This is a genomic window from Pseudomonas kurunegalensis, from assembly GCF_030291635.1.
Taxonomy (GTDB): domain Bacteria; phylum Pseudomonadota; class Gammaproteobacteria; order Pseudomonadales; family Pseudomonadaceae; genus Aquipseudomonas; species Aquipseudomonas monteilii.
Window position 1 is genome coordinate 3,601,978 of sequence record NZ_CP127871.1, and the last position, 17,016, is coordinate 3,618,993.

Genomic DNA, 17,016 nt, shown 5'->3' on the forward strand with positions numbered 1-17,016 from the left:
CCATGACCAGTTTGCAAGCCAAAGCGTTTATCCCCCGCAGCCCGCGGGCCGAACTGTTGCACGCCTGCGCGTTGACCGACCTGACCGAAGTGGCGCGGGCCGGCTTTCGCGGCGTCGACAGCGCCGCCTACCTGCAGCAACGTGGCTACCGGTTGCCGCAGCAGCCGAACCAGGCCGTGCGCCAGGACGACGGCGGCTGGGTAGCGCGGTTGTCACAGACCGAATACCTGCTGCTGGGCAGCCTGGCTGACGAAGGCAAGCGGGTGGCCGCCACAGAGGCCGAGTGGGCGCAGGATGCCCAGCGTAACTACCTGCTGCCGCGCCAGGACAGCCATGCCTGGTTGCAGCTGTCGGGGGCGCATGGCAGTGCGGTAATGGCCAAGTTGTGCGGAGTCGACCTCCGTTTGCAGGCATTTCCCATTGGTGCCGTGGCGCAAACCTCTGCGGCGCGGATCAATGTGATCGTGGTGAACGTGGGGAGTGATGAGCAGCCGGCTTTACAGTTGCTGTTCGATCGGGCGTCGTTGGCGTATTTCCGTGAGGCGGTGCTGGATGCGATGGATGAGTTCGATGGCGGGCTGATCGAGTTGGGCGCATTACCGGGTTGATAGCAGTCTGAACCTGTAGCCCCAGCAAAACTGTACAAAACATTTCTTTTGTATAGCTTTATACAGTGACCTGCACTATACCTTGTACAACAGTTTAGTTTTGTACAGGTATTGTGCATGTCCACCTACCTCCAGTACTTCGCCGAACGCTTTGCCACGCTCGATTCGCACAACCTCGACCTGCTGAACGACCTGTACAGCGAGGATGTCGCGTTCCGCGACCCGTTGCACCAGCTCACTGGCCTTCGCGCACTGCGGGCCTACTTCGCCCAGCTGTACGCAAAGGTGCCTGACGTGCACTACCGCTTCGAAGGCACCGACGAACTGGAACCGGGCCACGGCTACATCCGCTGGACGTTGCACTACCGCCACCCGCAGCTTGCCCGTGGGCAACTGATCAGCCTGCAGGGTTGCAGCCACCTGCGCTGGCAGGAGCGGGTGCATTTTCACCAGGATTACTTCGATGCCGGCGCCCTGCTTTACGAGCATGTGCCCGTCATGGGCAGCGCGATTCGCTGGCTCAAAGGCAGGCTGGCATGAGTCGTTGCTGGCTCACCGGCGCCAGCAGCGGCATCGGCGCGGCACTGGCGTTGCACTTGCTGGAGCAAGGCCACCAGGTGGCGTTGGGAGCACGCCGGGCGGAGAAGCTGGCCACACTGGCCACACAGTTTCCGGGCCAGGTACTGCTGACGGTGGGCGATGTCGACCAGCCAAGGGATGTGGCGCAGATGGCCGGGCAGATCGAGCAGGCCTGGGGGGCACTGGACCAGGTGATTCTCAATGCCGGCACCTGCGAGTACCTGGAGCCGGGGCACTTCGACCCGGCGCTGGTCGAGCGGGTGATGCGCACCAACCTGACCGGCACCAGCTTTTGCCTGGCCGCCGCCCTGCCCTTGCTGCGCCGTGGCCGGCAGCCGCACCTGGTGGTCATGGGCAGCTCGGTCAGCTGGCTGGCCTTGCCACGCGCAGGGGCCTATGGCGCGTCCAAGGCAGCCTTGCGCTACCTGGTCGAATCCCTGCGCATCGACCTGGCTGCCGAAGGCATCGACGTCACCCTGGTCAGCCCCGGTTTCGTCGACACGCCCCTGACACGCCGCAATGATTTCCCCATGCCCCAACTGTGGAGCGTCGAACGCGCCGCCGACCACATCATCACGCGCCTGCCACGTCGCCCACTGGAGATTGCCTTCCCTGCCACCTTCACCCTGGTGCTGCGGTTGCTCGGCGCATTGCCAGCACGCCTGCGCCTCAGGCTGGGCCGCCATCTGGCGCGCCCCTCACAGGGCTGACCCATGCGCATCGCGATCATCGGCACCGGCATTGCCGGCCTCACCTGCGCCCACCTGCTGTCACGCCGGAACGAGGTCACGGTGTTCGAGGCAGCGCAGCGAGTTGGCGGGCATACCCATACCGTGGATGTGCACTGGGAGGGCCAACACTATGCCGTCGATACCGGCTTCATCGTGTTCAACGACTGGACCTATCCGCACTTCATCCGCCTGCTCACGCAGTTGGGCGTCGCCTGGCGGCCGACAGAGATGAGTTTTTCGGTGCATGACCCGCGCACGGGGTTCGAGTACAACGGCCACAACCTGGACACCCTGTTCGCCCAACGGCGCAACCTGTTGTCTGCGGGCTTCTGGGGCATGCTGCGCGATGTGCTGCGCTTCAACCGGCAGGCGCCAGCCGACCTGGCTCAGCAGCGCATCGATGGCACCACCACCCTTGGCAACTACCTGCAAGCCCAAGGCTATGGCCGGCGCTTCATCGACCATTACATCGTGCCGATGGGGGCGGCTATCTGGTCGATGTCACCCACCGGCATGCTGGACTTCCCCTTGCAGTTCTTCGTGCGCTTCTGTCAAAACCACGGTTTGCTGTCGGTCAACCATCGCCCGCAATGGCAGGTGATCGAAGGTGGCTCGCGCGCCTACCTCACGCCCTTGTGCAAGCCGTTTGCCGATCGGGTTCGCCTGGGCTGCCCGGTACAGCAGGTAAAACGTGACGTAAGCGGCGTCACGGTTACCTGGCCAGGCAGCAGCGAACGCTTCGACAAAGTCGTGTTCGCCTGCCACAGCGACCAGGCCCTGGCCCTGCTGGCACCGCCCAGCGAAGCAGAGCGCGCCATCCTGGGTGCCATCCGCTACGCCAGCAACGATGTGGTGCTGCACACCGACACGCGCCTGCTGCCCCAACGGCGTAAAGCATGGGCCAGCTGGAACTACCGCCTGGGCGACAACGCGCAGGCGCCCGCCGCACTGACCTACAACATGAACATCCTCCAGGGCATCCAGGCACCGGCCACGTTTTGCGTCAGCCTCAACCAGACGACACTCGTGGACCCGACACAGATACTCGCCCGCTTCGACTACGCCCACCCGCAATACAGCCTGGCCGCGTTGGCGGCACAGGCCCGCCAGCACGAACTGCAAGGGCCATTGCACAGCTATTACTGCGGCGCTTATTGGGCCAACGGCTTTCACGAAGACGGTGTGCTGAGCGCGCTGAACGTGGCCCGGCATTTTGGAGAGCAGCTGTGAACAGCAGCCTTTGCCAAGGGTGGGTCAGCCACAAGCGCCTGAGCCCAAGGCAGCATGCGTTTCGCTACCGGATCGGCATGTTCTATCTGGACCTGAACGAACAACAGCAGCTGCTGAGCCTGTGCCGCTGGCTTGGGCCCTCGCGGCTGGCCCCCCTGTGCTGGCGCGAAACCGACTACCTGCCAGCGCTCACCCGCCAAGGCAAGCCCTTGGCCGAAGCCGCCCGGCACCTGGTTGGCCAAGCCATTGGCCAGGTGCCCGAAGGCGCCGTGCACCTGCTTACCCAACCACGCTGCTGGGGGTTGTCCTTCAACCCGGTGAGCACCTACTTCTGCCATGACCAACAGGGCCAGCTGGTAGCCGTGCTGCTGGAGGTACGCAACACCCCATGGCGTGAACGCTTCCACTATGTGCTCCCCGTGGACGGCGACCTGGCGCGGCCATTTTCCGTGGCCAAGGCCTTTCATGTTTCGCCGTTCATGCCGCTGGACATGGAGTACCGCCTGCACTTCGCCCTCGATGCACAGCAGGTGCGCATCCACATGGAAAACTGGCGCGCCGGGCACATGGTGTTCGAAGCAGACCTGGCGTTGCTACGCCAGCCGCTGGACCGCGCCGGCTTGCAGCGGCACATCCTCACCTTCCCCTGGATGAGCCTGCGCACCCTCACCGGCATTTACTGGCAGGCCCTGCGCCTGCTGCTCAAGCGCACGCCCGTACACGACCACGTTGCCAGCCAGCACGATCTGGCACTCGGCCAACCCACATGCGAGGAGCCCGACCATGCCCGAACCGACCTTGAGCGTTAGCAAATCGACCAGCATTGCCCCACTGCTCGGCAGCCTGGCCAAGCATGCAGTGCTCGCGCAATTGCGCCAGTTGCGCCATGGCAATTTGCGCCTGATCAGCCAAGGCCAGCAGTGGACATTCGGCGACGTCGCCAGCCGGCTGTATGCAGAAGTCGAGGTCGTTGACGAGGCGGCTTGGGGGCTGGTCGCCGGCAATGGCTCGATTGGTGCCGGGGAAGGCTATATCCACGGTTACTGGCGCAGCCCGGACCTTGCCGCAGTCACCCGGCTGTTCGTGGCCAATCTGGATGTGCTGGATGCCATGGAGGGCGGCCTGGCACGCCTGGCGCGTCCGGCTCTGCACCTGCTGCACCGCCTGAACCGCAACAGCCGGCGCGGCGCGCGGCGCAATATCCTGGCGCACTACGACCTGGGCAACGACCTGTTCGAACGCCTGCTCGACCCCACCATGATGTACTCTGCCGCGCAATTCGACAGCCCGGCGCAAACGCTGGAACAAGCCCAGACCAACAAGCTGCAGCGCATTTGCCAAAAGCTTGAACTCAAGCCCGAGGACCACTTGCTGGAGATCGGCAGCGGTTGGGGCAGCCTGGCCATCCACGCCGCCCAACAGCATGGCTGCCGGGTCACCACCACCACCCTCTCGGCGGCGCAGCATGCCCACACCCTGCAGCGGGTAAAGGCCCTGGGCCTGGAGCAGCGCATCACCGTGCTGCTCGAAGACTACCGCGACCTGCGCGGGCGCTTCGACAAGCTGGTGTCGATCGAGATGATCGAAGCCGTCGGCCACCGCTACTTGCCCACGTACTTTCGCCAATGCGCTTCGCTGCTCAAGGACGACGGGCTGATGCTGGTGCAGGCCATTACCATCCGCGACCAGCGCTACGCCCAGGCCAGGCGTTCAGTGGATTTCATCCAGCGCTACATTTTCCCCGGCGGCGCCTTGCCCTCGCTGAGCGTGCTGCTGGATACCGCCAGCCGCCAGACCGCCCTGAACCTGGTGCACCTGGAAGACTTCGGCCAGGACTATGCGCGCACCCTGCGCCACTGGCGCGACAACCTGCGGTCGGCGCGTGCAGAGCTGATGGCGCTGGGGTATGACGATACCTTCCAGCGCTTGTGGGAGTTCTACCTGTGCTATTGCCAGGGCGGTTTCGAGGAGCGGACCATCGGCGTGGCCCAATTGCTCTGGGCCGCACCGCAGGCGCGTCGGGCACCGCTGCTGGACCGTTGAGCATGGCCCGCGGGTGGTTGATTGGCAACGCACTGTGGCTGCAAGCGGGTTGGTGGGCCTGCGTGCTGGGAGCACGCCAACCCTGGCTACTGCTGGCCGCGATGGCCGGCCTGCTGGTGCACCTGCGCTTGTGTCCGCACCCCGGAAGTGAACGGCGCGTCCTGCTGGGCGTGGCGATTGCCGGATGTTTACTCGACAGCCTGCTGGGCATGCTGGGTGTATTGCGCTTCGAACACTGGCCCTTGCCGCTTTGGCTGGCATTGCTGTGGCTAGTACTGGCCAGCGGGCTGCGCCACAGCCTGGCATGGGCCGGCCGACCGCTCTGGCGCGCCGCGCTGCTGGGCATGTTGGGCGGCCCCTTGGCTTACCTGGCCGGGGCTCGCGTGGCGGGCATAGAGTTGCCCATGGGGCAGTTGCGAACCGCACTTGTTCTGGCCCCGATCTGGGCGCTAGCCCTGCCGCTGGCCTTGCGCTTCGCGGCACGGGGCTGAGGCCAGGCTACAACTGCACCAGCCGCTCACGCAGAAAATCGACAAACCCCTGTACCGGCCGCGCCACCTGGCGGTGTTGCGGATACACCGCCGATAGCTGCAATGCCGGTGGCGTCCAGTCTTCCAGCACACTCACCAGCCGCCCGGCCGCCAACGCCTGCCCCACGATGAAGGTCGGCAGATACGTCACCCCCATCCCGGCAATGGCTGCATCCCGGAGCAACTCACCGTTGTTCGCACGCATCCGCCCTGCCACCGGAATCGCCTGCGCCTTGCCGCCCTGGCGAAACTGCCATTGCACCTGACGCGAATGCCCATAAGGCAGGCAGTCGTGCCGTACCAGTTCATCCGGTGCTGTCGGCACGCCCCGCGCTTGCAGGTAATCCGGGCTCGCACAGTACACCCGCTCGACACTGGCAATGCGCCGCGCAATCAGGCTGGAATCCTCCAGCGCCCCAATGCGCAGTGCCAGGTCGTAACCCTCGCCGATCAGGTCTACGGCCCGGTCACTCAGGTCTACCTCCACATCCACCTGAGGGTGCAATTGCAGGAACTCCGTCAGCAGGCAACCCAGGTGCGCCATGGCAAACGACAGTGGCGCGCTCAGGCGCAAGGTGCCACGCAAAGCCTGGGCCTGGCCGCTGATGTCGTGCTCTACCTGCTGCACTTCACCCAGCAGGCGCAGGGCTGACTGGTAGTAGTGCTGCCCCAGCGGTGTGGCGTCCAGCCGCCGGGTAGAGCGGTTCAGCAGGCGTACGCCAAGACGCTCTTCAAGCTGCATCAGGCGCCGGCTGACCGATTGCTTGGACATCCCCAGGCGGTCGGCAGCGGCGGTGAAACTGCCGGCTTCCATGACCTGGGCAAAAATCCGCATGTCTTCGTAAGGGTTCATTGTCTCGCTCTTGGTGACAGTCAAACGCTTTATAGCGGCTTTTTCCCATCAGTGCATCTCCCTAATCTACGCACAGGTCGCAGCGATGGCCCAGCAGGCCAGGCAAGACGCCCATTACCAACACTTGCATAGAAAAGGATTCGCTCATGAACATTGTCCACAAAGCCCTCACCGCTTCGCTTCTGGCCCTGTCCGTCTCCAGCGCCTTCGCCGCTGGCAGCCCAGGTGTCGAGCAACACACCCAGGCCTTCCTCGAAGCCCTGGAACAAGGCGGCGGCAAGCCACTGGAGCAACTCAGCCCGAAAGACGCCCGCGCAGTGCTCACCGGCGCCCAGGCTTCGGTCAAAGTCGACCTCTCCGGTATCGAGGTAAAAGAACGCACCATCCAGGCCAACGGCGAGTCGATCAAGCTGCAAGTGGTACGCCCGGCCAACGTCAAGGGCGACCTGCCGGTGTTCATGTTCTTCCACGGCGGCGGCTGGGTGCTGGGTGACTTCCCGACCCATCAGCGGCTGATCCGCGACCTGGTGGTCGGCTCGGGTGCGGTGGCGGTCTACGTGGACTACACCCCCTCGCCAGAAGCGCACTACCCGACGGCGATCAACCAGGCCTATGCCGCTACCCGCTGGGTGGCCGAGCATGGCAAGGAAATCGGCGTTGACGGCAAGCGCCTGGCCGTGGCCGGCAACAGCGTGGGCGGCAACATGGCCGCGGTGGTAGCACTCAAGGCCAAAGAGGCCGGCACCCCTGCCCTGCGCTTCCAGTTGCTGCTGTGGCCGGTGACCGATGCCAGCTTCGAAACGGCATCGTACAAACAGTTTGCCGAAGGGCACTTCCTGACCACCGGGATGATGAACTGGTTCTGGGACAGCTACACCACCGATGCCAACGCCCGGGCACAGATTTACGCCTCACCGCTGCGGGCCAGCAGTGAACAGCTGAAGGGGTTGCCGCCAGCGCTGGTGCAGACTGCCGAATTCGATGTGCTGCGCGATGAGGGTGAGGCGTATGCCCGCAAGTTGAATGCGGCCGGCGTAACCGTAACTTCGGTGCGCTACAACGGGATGATTCATGACTATGGGCTGTTGAACCCGTTGAGCCAGGTGCCGGCGGTGAAGGCGGCGATGAGGCAGGCCGCCGGGGAATTGAAAGTACACCTTCAATAACCTCATCTACCCATACGGCAGGGCCTGGCGCCCTGTCGTTCCAGGAGTACTGTCATGCTTACCATACGTAACGCCCAAGACCGCGGCCTGGCCTTCCATGGCTGGCTGAAGTCCTTCCACACCTTCTCGTTTGGCCATTACCGCAACCCGGACGAGCAAGGTTTCTCCGACCTGCTGGTGATCAACGACGACCGCGTCATCGCTGGCAAGGGCTTTGGCCAACACCCTCACCGCGACATGGAAATTTTCAGCTACGTGCTGGAAGGCGCGCTGGAGCACAAGGACACGCTGGGTACCGGCTCGGTGATACGCCCGGGCGATGTGCAATTGATGAGCGCAGGCCACGGCGTGGCCCATAGCGAGTTCAACCACAGCCAGGCGCAGCCGGTGCACTTTCTGCAGATCTGGATCGTGCCGAACGTGCAAGGCGCAACACCGCGTTACCAGCAACAGCATTTCAGCGCCGAGGAAAAGCGCGGCAAGCTACGCCTGATCATCTCGCCAGACGGTGCCGAGGGGTCGTTGCAGGTCAGGCAGAATGCGCGGGTGTATGCCGGTTTGTTCGACGGCGACGAACGCGCCACGCTGACCTTGCCGGGAAACCGCCATGCCTATGTGCATGTGGCCCGGGGCAGCATCGAGCTCAATGGGCAACTGCTGAATGAAGGGGATGGGGTGCGGGTGAGGCAGGAACAGGTACTTGAGCTGGGCAATGGGGTAGATGCCGAGGTGCTGGTGTTTGACCTGCGTCCGCATGAATTGCCAGGTATGCCATAAACAGGACCGGCCCTTTCGCGGGTAAACCCGCGAAAGGGCCATCAGCCCAAACTCAGGGTTCAAACCCTTCGACAATGATCACCTCTGCCTTCGCCACGCCCTGACGATGGCTGCAGGCCTCCTGATACAGCTCAGACCGGTAGCACGCCACTGCCTGCTCGTACGAATCGAACTCGATCACCACGCTACGCTGAGGGGTAGGCCGCCCTTCCATCGCCTCGCTGCGCCCGCCACGGGCCAGGAAGCGGCCGCCGAACGCCTTGAAGGCAGCCGGGGCGCGCTGGGTGTACTGCTGGTATTGCTCGGGGTCGGTCACGTCCACATGGGCGATCCAATAGGCCTTCATGCGCTGCTCTCCTGTAACGGCGATATTTGTGTATGATGGTATACCATAAAAATCACCCCACCACAGTGAGCGTGCAACATGGCTTTCAACACCATCGAGGAACTTCTCGAGGACTACCGGCAAGGCAAGATGGTCCTGCTGGTGGATGACGAGGACCGGGAAAACGAAGGCGACCTGCTGATCGCCGCCGAGCGTTGCGACGCCCAGGCCATCAACTTCATGGCCCGTGAAGCACGTGGCCTGATCTGCCTGACCCTGACCGACGAACACTGCCAGCGCTTGGGCCTGGAGCAGATGGTGCCGGCCAATGGCAGCGTGTTCAGCACAGCGTTTACCGTGTCGATCGAAGCGGCCACTGGCGTCACTACCGGCATTTCCGCCGCCGACCGGGCACGCACCGTGGCCGCGGCCATGGCTCGTGATGCCCGCCCCGAAGACCTGGTGCAACCCGGCCACATTTTCCCCCTGCGCGCCCGCGAAGGCGGCGTGCTGACCCGTGCCGGCCACACCGAAGCCGGCTGCGACCTGGCCCGCCTGGCCGGCTTCAGCCCGGCCTCGGTGATTGTCGAAGTGCTCAACGACGACGGCACCATGGCCCGCCGCCCGGACCTTGAAGTGTTCGCCGCGCAGCATGGCATCAAGATCGGCACCATCGCCGACCTGATCCACTACCGCCTGAGCACCGAGCAAACCATCAAGCGCATCGGTGAACGCGAGCTGCCGACCGTGCATGGCACCTTCCGCCTGGTCACCTATGAAGACCGCATCGAAGGCGGCGTGCACATGGCCATGGTCATGGGTGATATCCGCCGCGAGCAGCCGACCTTGGTGCGGGTGCATGTGATCGACCCGCTGCGCGACCTGGTAGGTGCCGAATACGCCGGGCCAGCCAACTGGACGTTATGGGCGGCCTTGCAGAAGGTGGCCGAGGAAGGGGCTGGCGTAGTGGTGATCCTGGCCAACCATGAATCCTCCCAAGCCCTGCTGGAGCGCGTACCGCAGCTGACCCATCCGGTGCGCCCTTATCAGCGCGGGCAATCGAAGGTGTACTCCGAAGTGGGCACCGGAGCACAGATTCTGCAGGACCTGGGCGTGGGCAAGCTGCGCCATCTGGGGCCTCCGCTGAAGTATGCCGGGTTGGCAGGGTATGAACTGGAGGTGGTGCAGAGCATTCCCTTTGAGCCACAAGCTGAAAGCTGAAAGCGGCAAGTAAAAGCGGATCTGCGCAAACACGCGATCCGCTTTTGCTTTTGCTTGCCGCTTGCCGCTTGCCGCTTGCCGCTCAGGTCGGAGTGATGGCCGGTCGCCTCATACCTCTTGCCAAAAGTTTGGAATACCATAATATGATATCCCGTAGACCTTGAATCTGCAGGCCGGCACCTATAATCACAAACGGCCACCAAGACACTTTGTTTTAGCTGCTCCCCGAACACTGTTGGCGGGCGCACCACAAGCCCCGCCTCGAATAACAAAAGCAACGAGGGCGTAACCATGCTGTTGAGCAAACGTGTAACCGCAGTGCTGTCCGCCAGCCTGCTGACCCTGGCCTGTCAAGCCGCCGTGGCCGCTGACAGCCTGAACTTCGTCAGCTGGGGCGGTACCACCCAGGACGCCCAGAAAGAAGCGTGGGCCGTCCCCTTCACCAAAGCCACCGACATCAAAGTCGTCCAGGACGGCCCCACCGACTACGGCAAGCTCAAGGCCATGGTCGAAAGCGGTAACGTGCAATGGGACGTGGTCGATGTCGAAGCCGACTTTGCCCTGCGTGCCGCCAGCGAAGGCCTGCTGGAACCCCTCGATTTCAACCAGATCAAACGCGACAAGATCGACCCGCGCTTCGTTTCCGACCACGGCGTTGGCTCGTTCTTCTTCTCCTTCGTGCTGGGCTACAACGAAGGCAAGCTCGGTGCCAACAAGCCGGTTGACTGGACCGCGCTGTTCGACACCAAGACCTACCCCGGCAAACGCGCCCTGTACAAATGGCCGAGCCCCGGCGTGCTGGAACTGGCCCTGCTGGCCGACGGCGTAGCGCCCGACAAGCTGTACCCGCTGGACCTGGACCGCGCCTTCAAGAAGCTGGACACCATCAAGAAAGACATCGTCTGGTGGGGCGGTGGCGCCCAGTCGCAACAGCTGCTGGCCTCGGGTGAGGCTTCGCTCGGCCAGTTCTGGAACGGCCGCGTCTACGCCCTGCAGCAAGATGGCGCACCAGTGGGCGTGAGCTGGAAACAGAACCTGGTCATGGCCGACTTCCTGGTCATCCCCAAAGGCGCCAAGAACAAGGACGCGGCCATGAAGTTCCTGGCCAACGCCAGCAGCGCCGAAGGCCAGGCCGAGTTCGCCAACAAGACTGCCTACGCGCCGGTGAACGTCGACAGCGTGTCCAAGCTCGACAAAGACCTGGCACCCAACCTGCCGACCGCCTACGCCCAGGATCAGGTCACCCTGGACTTCGCCTACTGGGCCAAGAACGGTCAGGCCATCGCGGCCCGCTGGAATGAGTGGTTGGTCAAATGAAAGTCGCCATCAACGCCCTGCATAACGCGCAAGGTGCCCCCACGGGCACCGGCGCCTCGGGTACGGCCCCCCGCCGCGCCAGCCTGAGCCAGCGCTGGAAGGGCAGCCGCAACCTGCTGCCGGCCCTGCTGTTCCTTGGCCTGTTCTTCTTCGCCCCGCTGGTCGGCCTGTTGCTACGCGGGGTGCTGGAGCCAACGCCGGGGCTGGGCAACTACGAGCAGTTGTTCGCCAACTCGGCCTACGCACGGGTGTTGTTCAACACCTTCTCGGTGGCCGGCGTGGTCACCCTGATCAGTGTGCTGCTGGGCTTCCCGCTGGCCTGGGCGATTACCTTGGTGCCCAAGGGCTGGGGCCGCTGGTTGCTGAACATCGTGCTGCTGTCGATGTGGACCAGCCTGCTGGCGCGCACCTACTCGTGGCTGGTGCTGCTGCAAAGCTCGGGTGTGATCAACAAGGCGTTGATGGCCATGGGTATCATCGATACCCCGCTGGAAATGGTGCACAACCTCACCGGCGTGGTGATCGGCATGAGCTACATCATGATCCCGTTCATTGTGCTGCCGCTGCAGGCCACCATGCACGCTATCGACCCGATGGTGTTGCAGGCTGGTTCCATCTGCGGCGCCAGCCCGTGGACCAACTTCTGGAAGGTGTTCCTGCCGTTGTGCCGTTCAGGGCTGTTCTCCGGGGCGCTGATGGTGTTCGTGATGTCGCTCGGTTACTACGTCACCCCGGCGCTGCTGGGCGGGGCGCAGAACATGATGCTGCCCGAGTTCATCATCCAGCAGGTGCAGTCGTTCCTCAACTGGGGCCTGGCCAGCGCCGCCGCCGCACTGCTGGTGGTGATCACCCTGGTGCTCTTCTACCTGTACCTGAAGCTGCAGCCGGAATCCCCGGTTGGCAACGCGAGGTAAACCGCCATGCTCCTGTCTCCCAATGCCATGGGCCGCCCGCTGCGCACGGGCCTGTACCTGACCACCGGGGTCATCGCGGCCTTCCTGCTGCTGCCAGTGGTGTTCATCGTGTTGCTGTCGTTCGGCTCGTCGCAGTGGCTGGTATTCCCGCCACCGGGCTGGACCTTCAAGTGGTACGGCCAGTTCTTCTCCAACCCGGAGTGGATGGACGCCGCGCTGGCCAGCCTCAAGGTGGCCGTGCTGACCACCATTGCCGCCGTGCTGCTGGGCCTGCCAAGCGCATTCGCTTTGGTGCGTGGCCGCTTCCCGGGCCGCGAGCTGTTGTACGGGCTGTTCACCATGCCGATGATCGTGCCGTTGGTGATCATTGCCGTGGCGGTGTACGCCCTGTTCCTCAAGCTCGGCTACACCGGCACGCTGTTCGCCTTCGTGGTCAGCCATGTGATCGTCGCCCTGCCCTTCACCATCATCTCGATCATCAACTCGCTGAAGCTGTTCGACCAGTCGATCGAGGATGCCGCGGTGATCTGCGGCGCCTCGCGCCTGCAGGCCATCTTCAAGGTCACCTTCCCGGCCATTCGCCCGGGGATGATCGCCGGCGGCCTGTTCGCCTTCCTGGTGTCGTGGGATGAAGTGGTGCTGAGTGTGATGATGGCCAGCCCCGACCTGCAGACGCTGCCGGTGAAGATGTGGACCACCCTGCGCCAGGACCTGAGCCCGGTCATCGCCGTGGCCTCGACCCTGCTGATCGGCTTGTCGCTGCTTGTGATGTTCATTGCCGCCGCCTTGCGCCGGCGCACCGAAACAAACGCCTGAGCGCGCGGAGAAAACAACAATGAGTGCAGTGATCAAAGACAACGCGCCAGGCAAGACCCTGGTCAGCCTGCGCGGCCTGAACAAGCACTACGGCGACTTCACCGCCGTGGACAACCTCGACCTGGAAATCCAGGACGGCGAGTTCCTGACTTTCCTCGGCTCCAGCGGCTCGGGCAAGTCCACCACCCTGTCGATGTTGGCCGGCTTCGAAACGCCGAGCAGCGGCGAGATCCTGGTCGATGGCCAGTCGCTGGTGAACGTGCCGCCGCACAAGCGCGACATTGGCATGGTGTTCCAGCGCTACTCGCTGTTCCCGCACCTGAACGTGCGCGACAACATTGCCTTCCCGCTGGCCATTCGCAAGCTCAACGCTGCCGAAACCGCCAAGCGCGTCGATGCCATGCTCAAGCTGGTGCAACTGGAGAAGTTCGCCCACCGCAAGCCTTCGCAGATGTCCGGTGGCCAGCAACAGCGTGTGGCCATTGCCCGGGCGCTGGTGTACGAGCCACGCATCCTGTTGATGGACGAACCGCTCGGTGCGCTGGACAAAAAGCTGCGCGAAGACCTGCAGGACGAGCTGCGCCAGCTGCACCGCCGGCTGGGCATCACCATCGTCTACGTCACCCACGACCAGGAAGAAGCCATGCGCCTGTCCCAGCGCATCGCCATTTTCAGCCATGGCAAGATCGTCGGCCTGGGCACCGGTTACGACCTGTACCAGAACCCGCCGAATGCCTTTGTCGCGTCGTTCCTGGGCAACTCCAACTTCCTGCGCATCAAGGCCAGCAGCAACGGTGCGGGCAGCTTCGAGGGCCAGCCGGTGGCCATTCGCCTGACGCCGGGCCTTACCGCCTCGCAGGATGCACTGATCATGGTGCGCCCGGAAAAGGCCCTGGCCCTGACCACCGAACAGGCTGCGCGTGAGCCGCTGCCGGCGGGCTGGAACGAGGTCAGTGCCAAGGTTGGCGAAGTGCTGTTCCTGGGTGAGAGCCAAACCTGCCATGTGGTGACGGCGGGTGGTACCGAACTGACGGTGAAGGCGCTGTCGGCTGCGGGTATGCCTATGCAACCGGGCGACAGCGTGAAAGTGCGCTGGGCAGTGGCGGATGCATGTATCTATACCGAGTGGGCCGAAAGCGATTTGAGCAAGTCGGCCGGGGCGCATTGAGATCGTCGGGGCCGCTTTGCGGCCCATCGCAGGCAAGCCAGCTCCCACAGGTAGAGTGCTTCCTTCAAGACAGGCACTGAACCTGTGGGAGCTGGCTTGCCTGCGATGGGCTGCAAAGCAGCCCCAATAACACGGACTGCCAAGTCTTAGATTCAGTCGCTACGGACTGTCACATTATCATCACGCCACTGTCGTAATCTGCCGGCCAACTCTATGCCATAGGCCACCCGGCATGCTGCGCCTGCTTGTCTTGCTGCTCACCCTGCTACCGCTAGCGACCCTGGCCGAGCCCGCGCACCTGCGCGTCCAAGGCTCCAACACCATCGGCGCCGCCTTGCTGCCGGCACTGGTGCAGGGGCAATTGCGTGCGCAGCAAGCCACCGCCATCCAACAGCAACCGGGCAACGTCGCCAACGAGACCGTAATCACCGCGCAGGACGATCATGGCCAGCCGGTACGCATCGATGTTGCCGCCCATGGTTCCAGCACCGGCTTCGTCGCCCTCGGCCGTGGCGACGCCGACCTGGCTGCTGCCTCGCGGCCGATCAACGACAGCGAAGTGCATCAGTTACGTGCTCTGGGCGACCTGCGCGCTGCCAGCGCCGAACAAGTTATCGGCCTGGACGGCGTCGCGGTCATCGTCCACCCCGACAACCCGCTGCCACAACTGAACACCCAGCAACTGGCGCAGATTTTTTCCGGGCAGATCCAGCGCTGGGAGCAATTGGGCATCGCTGGCGGCGCCATCCACCTCTATGCCCGTGACGACCGCTCCGGCACCTACGAGACGTTCAAGGCGCTTGTGCTGGAGCCCCTGCACGACGAACTATCAGCCAAAGCGCGGCGCTTCGAGTCCAGCGACGAACTGGCTTCGCAAGTAGCCACCGACCGTCAGGCCATCGGCTTCAGCAGCCTGGCCGCAGTGCACGGTGCCAAGGTGCTGGCGGTGGCAGAAGGCGACGCACCCGCCATGCTGCCGGAGCGCGCGCTGGTGGCCAGCGAAGACTACCCGCTGTCACGGCGCCTTTACTTCTATCTGCCGGCCAATCCTAAGCCACAGGCCAAGGCCCTGGCCGATTTCGCCCAAAGTCCGGCTGGCCAGGCGATCGTTGCCCAACAGGGGTTCGTGTCACAGCAGATCAAGGCCCAACCGGTTCCGCCCCAGGCCGACATGCCGCCACGCTACCGCACCCTGGCCCAGCAAGCGCAGCGGCTGAGCGTGAACTTCCGCTTTCAGGAAGGCAGCGCCAGCCTCGACAACAAGGCCCTGCGCGATGTGCAGCGGGTGGTCGAATACCTGCGCCAGGCCGGCAAGTTGCAGAGCAAGGCCGTGCTGGTAGGGTTTGGCGACCCCAAGGAAACGCCCGGGCGCGCTGCCCTGCTCTCCCGCCTGCGCGCCCAGGCCGTGCGCCGCGAGCTGGCACGCGATGGTGTGGAGGTGCTTGAGGTAACGGGCATGGGCGATGAACTGCCAGTGGCCGGCAATGAGCTGGAGCAAGGGCGCCTGCGTAACCGTCGGGTAGAGGTGTGGGTGTATTGAAGGCGTGATTGCGGCCCTGGCAAAGAAATGTAACAGCTCCCCATTCGGCATCCATGGCAAACGGGTCTAGGCTCAAGCCCATGTGATACCGGGCCCCTCTGACGGCTGCCAAGCCGCCATGTCGGATCACTGTTGCCTTGCAACGTCGACATTCAAGGAGGGGCTCATGACAGCTCTGCACGCATTCCTCACCACCCCCGTTCTCGGTACCAGCGCCTGGTTGTGGCTGGTGTTCATGGCCATCGTCATCGGTTTGCTGGTGCTCGACCTGGGCGTGCTGCACCGGCACGACCGGGAAATCGAAATGCGCGAAAGCCTGCTGCTGTATTCGGGCTATTTCAGCGTCGGTGTACTGTTCGGCGCAGGGGTCTGGTACCAGCTGGGTGCCCAGTCGGCGCTGGAGTTCTACACCGGGTTCCTGGTCGAGCAGTCGCTGTCGATGGACAATGTGTTCGTCATGGCGATGATCTTCAGCTACTTCGCCATCCCCCGCCGCTACCAGCACCGCGTACTGTTCTGGGGCATCCTGGGGGTGGTGTTCCTGCGGGCGATCATGATTGGCGTGGGCGCGGCGCTGGTGCAGAACTTTGCCTGGGTGCTGTACCTGTTCGGCGCCTTCCTGCTGTTCACCGGGGTGAAGATGGCGCTGTCGAAAGAAGACAGCCACCCGGACCTGGCCAACAACCCGATCATCAAGTTCGTCCGCCGGCACATGCGGGTCACCGACCAGATCCACGGCTCGCACTTCTTCGTGCGCCAGACCCCGCCTGGGCACAGCAAGGCCCTGCGCTATGCCACCCCGTTGTTTCTGGCGCTGGTGCTGATCGAACTGGCCGACCTGGTGTTCGCCGTCGACAGCGTGCCGGCAATCTTCGCCATTACCCAGGACCCGTTCATTGTCTACACCTCCAACATCTTCGCCATCCTTGGGCTGCGCTCGCTGTACTTCGCGCTGTCGGCGCTGATGCACCGGTTCGTTTACCTCAAGTACGCGCTGGCACTGGTGCTTATCTTCATTGGCTGCAAGATTTTCTACCACGGCATGGTGGGCAAGGTGCCGGCGTTGCTGTCGTTGGGGGTGACATTCGGGTTGCTGCTGGGTGGGGTGGTGGTTTCGTTGGTGAAGACGCGCAAAAAAACCGAAGTTAATCGAGGCCAAATGGAAGGACCCTGATCGTGAATAGCTCACTAGAGCGCT

Annotated in this window: 18 protein-coding genes; 16 read left to right on the plus strand and 2 right to left on the minus strand. The window is 63.7% G+C overall.

The window, feature by feature from the left end:
• Nucleotides 1-2 precede the first annotated feature (2 nt).
• The 7 genes from QQ992_RS16190 to QQ992_RS16220 all read left to right on the plus strand — a co-directional run bounded on the left by QQ992_RS16190 (nucleotide 3) and on the right by QQ992_RS16220 (nucleotide 5,682).
• Nucleotides 3-608: an aminomethyltransferase family protein gene (locus QQ992_RS16190; RefSeq protein WP_119370517.1), complete on the plus strand. Its 606-nt coding sequence runs from the start codon at nucleotides 3-5 to the stop codon at nucleotides 606-608.
• A gap of 117 nt (nucleotides 609-725) precedes the next feature.
• Entirely contained in the window at nucleotides 726-1,148 is a 423-nt protein-coding gene (locus QQ992_RS16195) for a nuclear transport factor 2 family protein (RefSeq protein ID WP_060497205.1), read from the plus strand.
• Nucleotides 1,145-1,897: an SDR family NAD(P)-dependent oxidoreductase gene (locus QQ992_RS16200; RefSeq protein WP_286110273.1), complete on the plus strand. Its 753-nt coding sequence runs from the start codon at nucleotides 1,145-1,147 to the stop codon at nucleotides 1,895-1,897. Before QQ992_RS16195 ends, QQ992_RS16200 begins: the two co-directional genes overlap by 4 nt.
• A gap of 3 nt (nucleotides 1,898-1,900) precedes the next feature.
• Nucleotides 1,901-3,148, plus strand: coding sequence for an NAD(P)/FAD-dependent oxidoreductase (locus tag QQ992_RS16205; protein WP_286110274.1), 1,248 nt, complete (start codon nucleotides 1,901-1,903; stop codon nucleotides 3,146-3,148).
• Nucleotides 3,145-3,957 carry a DUF1365 domain-containing protein gene (locus tag QQ992_RS16210; protein ID WP_286110275.1) on the plus strand — a complete coding sequence of 271 codons (813 nt, stop codon included), beginning with the start codon at nucleotides 3,145-3,147 and terminating at the stop codon, nucleotides 3,955-3,957. The genes QQ992_RS16205 and QQ992_RS16210 overlap by 4 nt, the downstream gene beginning before the upstream one ends.
• Entirely contained in the window at nucleotides 3,932-5,191 is a 1,260-nt protein-coding gene (locus QQ992_RS16215; RefSeq protein WP_286110276.1) for an SAM-dependent methyltransferase, read from the plus strand. The genes QQ992_RS16210 and QQ992_RS16215 overlap by 26 nt, the downstream gene beginning before the upstream one ends.
• Before the next feature lie 2 nt (nucleotides 5,192-5,193).
• Nucleotides 5,194-5,682 carry a DUF2878 domain-containing protein gene (locus tag QQ992_RS16220; protein WP_060497210.1) on the plus strand — a complete coding sequence of 163 codons (489 nt, stop codon included), beginning with the start codon at nucleotides 5,194-5,196 and terminating at the stop codon, nucleotides 5,680-5,682.
• Between the two features lie 7 nt (nucleotides 5,683-5,689).
• Here QQ992_RS16220 and QQ992_RS16225 read toward each other — a convergent pair whose 3' ends face one another.
• The gene (locus QQ992_RS16225) at nucleotides 5,690-6,574 is read right to left on the minus strand and encodes a LysR family transcriptional regulator (RefSeq protein WP_286110277.1); all 885 of its coding nucleotides are present in this window, start codon (nucleotides 6,572-6,574) and stop codon (nucleotides 5,690-5,692) included.
• A gap of 146 nt (nucleotides 6,575-6,720) precedes the next feature.
• Between QQ992_RS16225 and QQ992_RS16230 the strand changes: the two genes are divergently transcribed.
• Nucleotides 6,721-7,740 carry an alpha/beta hydrolase gene (locus QQ992_RS16230; RefSeq protein WP_286110278.1) on the plus strand — a complete coding sequence of 340 codons (1,020 nt, stop codon included), beginning with the start codon at nucleotides 6,721-6,723 and terminating at the stop codon, nucleotides 7,738-7,740.
• Nucleotides 7,741-7,794: 54 nt separating this feature from the next.
• Nucleotides 7,795-8,517, plus strand: coding sequence for a pirin family protein (locus QQ992_RS16235; RefSeq protein WP_286110279.1), 723 nt, complete (start codon nucleotides 7,795-7,797; stop codon nucleotides 8,515-8,517).
• 52 nt (nucleotides 8,518-8,569) lie between these two features.
• Here the strand turns inward: QQ992_RS16235 and QQ992_RS16240 are convergent, their stop codons facing one another.
• Nucleotides 8,570-8,863: a DUF1330 domain-containing protein gene (locus QQ992_RS16240; protein ID WP_105948725.1), complete on the minus strand. Its 294-nt coding sequence runs from the start codon at nucleotides 8,861-8,863 to the stop codon at nucleotides 8,570-8,572.
• A 78-nt stretch (nucleotides 8,864-8,941) separates the two neighbouring features.
• On the opposite strand from QQ992_RS16240, the gene ribBA reads away from it, so the two are divergent.
• The 7 genes from ribBA to QQ992_RS16275 all read left to right on the plus strand — a co-directional run bounded on the left by ribBA (nucleotide 8,942) and on the right by QQ992_RS16275 (nucleotide 16,992).
• Nucleotides 8,942-10,063 carry a bifunctional 3,4-dihydroxy-2-butanone-4-phosphate synthase/GTP cyclohydrolase II gene (ribBA, locus tag QQ992_RS16245; protein ID WP_286110280.1) on the plus strand — a complete coding sequence of 374 codons (1,122 nt, stop codon included), beginning with the start codon at nucleotides 8,942-8,944 and terminating at the stop codon, nucleotides 10,061-10,063.
• Nucleotides 10,064-10,354: 291 nt separating this feature from the next.
• Nucleotides 10,355-11,380, plus strand: a complete 1,026-nt coding sequence (locus tag QQ992_RS16250; protein ID WP_019099490.1) for an ABC transporter substrate-binding protein — start codon at nucleotides 10,355-10,357, stop codon at nucleotides 11,378-11,380.
• Nucleotides 11,377-12,294, plus strand: coding sequence for an ABC transporter permease (locus tag QQ992_RS16255; RefSeq protein ID WP_016711177.1), 918 nt, complete (start codon nucleotides 11,377-11,379; stop codon nucleotides 12,292-12,294). The genes QQ992_RS16250 and QQ992_RS16255 overlap by 4 nt, the downstream gene beginning before the upstream one ends.
• Before the next feature lie 6 nt (nucleotides 12,295-12,300).
• Nucleotides 12,301-13,110, plus strand: coding sequence for an ABC transporter permease (locus tag QQ992_RS16260; RefSeq protein ID WP_010954645.1), 810 nt, complete (start codon nucleotides 12,301-12,303; stop codon nucleotides 13,108-13,110).
• A 19-nt stretch (nucleotides 13,111-13,129) separates the two neighbouring features.
• Complete coding sequence (locus QQ992_RS16265; RefSeq protein ID WP_286110281.1) at nucleotides 13,130-14,278, plus strand: ABC transporter ATP-binding protein; 1,149 nt, start codon at nucleotides 13,130-13,132, stop codon at nucleotides 14,276-14,278.
• A 232-nt stretch (nucleotides 14,279-14,510) separates the two neighbouring features.
• A complete protein-coding gene (locus QQ992_RS16270) occupies nucleotides 14,511-15,818 on the plus strand; it encodes a substrate-binding domain-containing protein (protein WP_286110282.1) in 1,308 nt (435 codons plus the stop codon).
• 166 nt (nucleotides 15,819-15,984) lie between these two features.
• The gene (locus QQ992_RS16275) at nucleotides 15,985-16,992 is read left to right on the plus strand and encodes a TerC family protein (protein WP_286110283.1); all 1,008 of its coding nucleotides are present in this window, start codon (nucleotides 15,985-15,987) and stop codon (nucleotides 16,990-16,992) included.
• Nucleotides 16,993-17,016: the final 24 nt, after the last annotated feature.

Coding starts and splice junctions, on each gene's coding strand:
- QQ992_RS16190 (WP_119370517.1), top strand. CDS start 3: ATGACCAGTTTGCAAGCCAAAGCGTTTATCCCCCGCAGCCCGCGGGCC.
- QQ992_RS16235 (WP_286110279.1), top strand. CDS start 7,795: ATGCTTACCATACGTAACGCCCAAGACCGCGGCCTGGCCTTCCATGGC.
- QQ992_RS16230 (WP_286110278.1), top strand. CDS start 6,721: ATGAACATTGTCCACAAAGCCCTCACCGCTTCGCTTCTGGCCCTGTCC.
- QQ992_RS16270 (WP_286110282.1), top strand. CDS start 14,511: ATGCTGCGCCTGCTTGTCTTGCTGCTCACCCTGCTACCGCTAGCGACC.
- QQ992_RS16215 (WP_286110276.1), top strand. CDS start 3,932: ATGCCCGAACCGACCTTGAGCGTTAGCAAATCGACCAGCATTGCCCCA.
- QQ992_RS16275 (WP_286110283.1), top strand. CDS start 15,985: ATGACAGCTCTGCACGCATTCCTCACCACCCCCGTTCTCGGTACCAGC.
- QQ992_RS16205 (WP_286110274.1), top strand. CDS start 1,901: ATGCGCATCGCGATCATCGGCACCGGCATTGCCGGCCTCACCTGCGCC.
- QQ992_RS16220 (WP_060497210.1), top strand. CDS start 5,194: ATGGCCCGCGGGTGGTTGATTGGCAACGCACTGTGGCTGCAAGCGGGT.
- QQ992_RS16240 (WP_105948725.1), bottom strand. CDS start 8,863: ATGAAGGCCTATTGGATCGCCCATGTGGACGTGACCGACCCCGAGCAA.
- QQ992_RS16250 (WP_019099490.1), top strand. CDS start 10,355: ATGCTGTTGAGCAAACGTGTAACCGCAGTGCTGTCCGCCAGCCTGCTG.
- ribBA (WP_286110280.1), top strand. CDS start 8,942: ATGGCTTTCAACACCATCGAGGAACTTCTCGAGGACTACCGGCAAGGC.
- QQ992_RS16195 (WP_060497205.1), top strand. CDS start 726: ATGTCCACCTACCTCCAGTACTTCGCCGAACGCTTTGCCACGCTCGAT.
- QQ992_RS16260 (WP_010954645.1), top strand. CDS start 12,301: ATGCTCCTGTCTCCCAATGCCATGGGCCGCCCGCTGCGCACGGGCCTG.
- QQ992_RS16265 (WP_286110281.1), top strand. CDS start 13,130: ATGAGTGCAGTGATCAAAGACAACGCGCCAGGCAAGACCCTGGTCAGC.
- QQ992_RS16200 (WP_286110273.1), top strand. CDS start 1,145: ATGAGTCGTTGCTGGCTCACCGGCGCCAGCAGCGGCATCGGCGCGGCA.
- QQ992_RS16225 (WP_286110277.1), bottom strand. CDS start 6,574: ATGAACCCTTACGAAGACATGCGGATTTTTGCCCAGGTCATGGAAGCC.
- QQ992_RS16255 (WP_016711177.1), top strand. CDS start 11,377: ATGAAAGTCGCCATCAACGCCCTGCATAACGCGCAAGGTGCCCCCACG.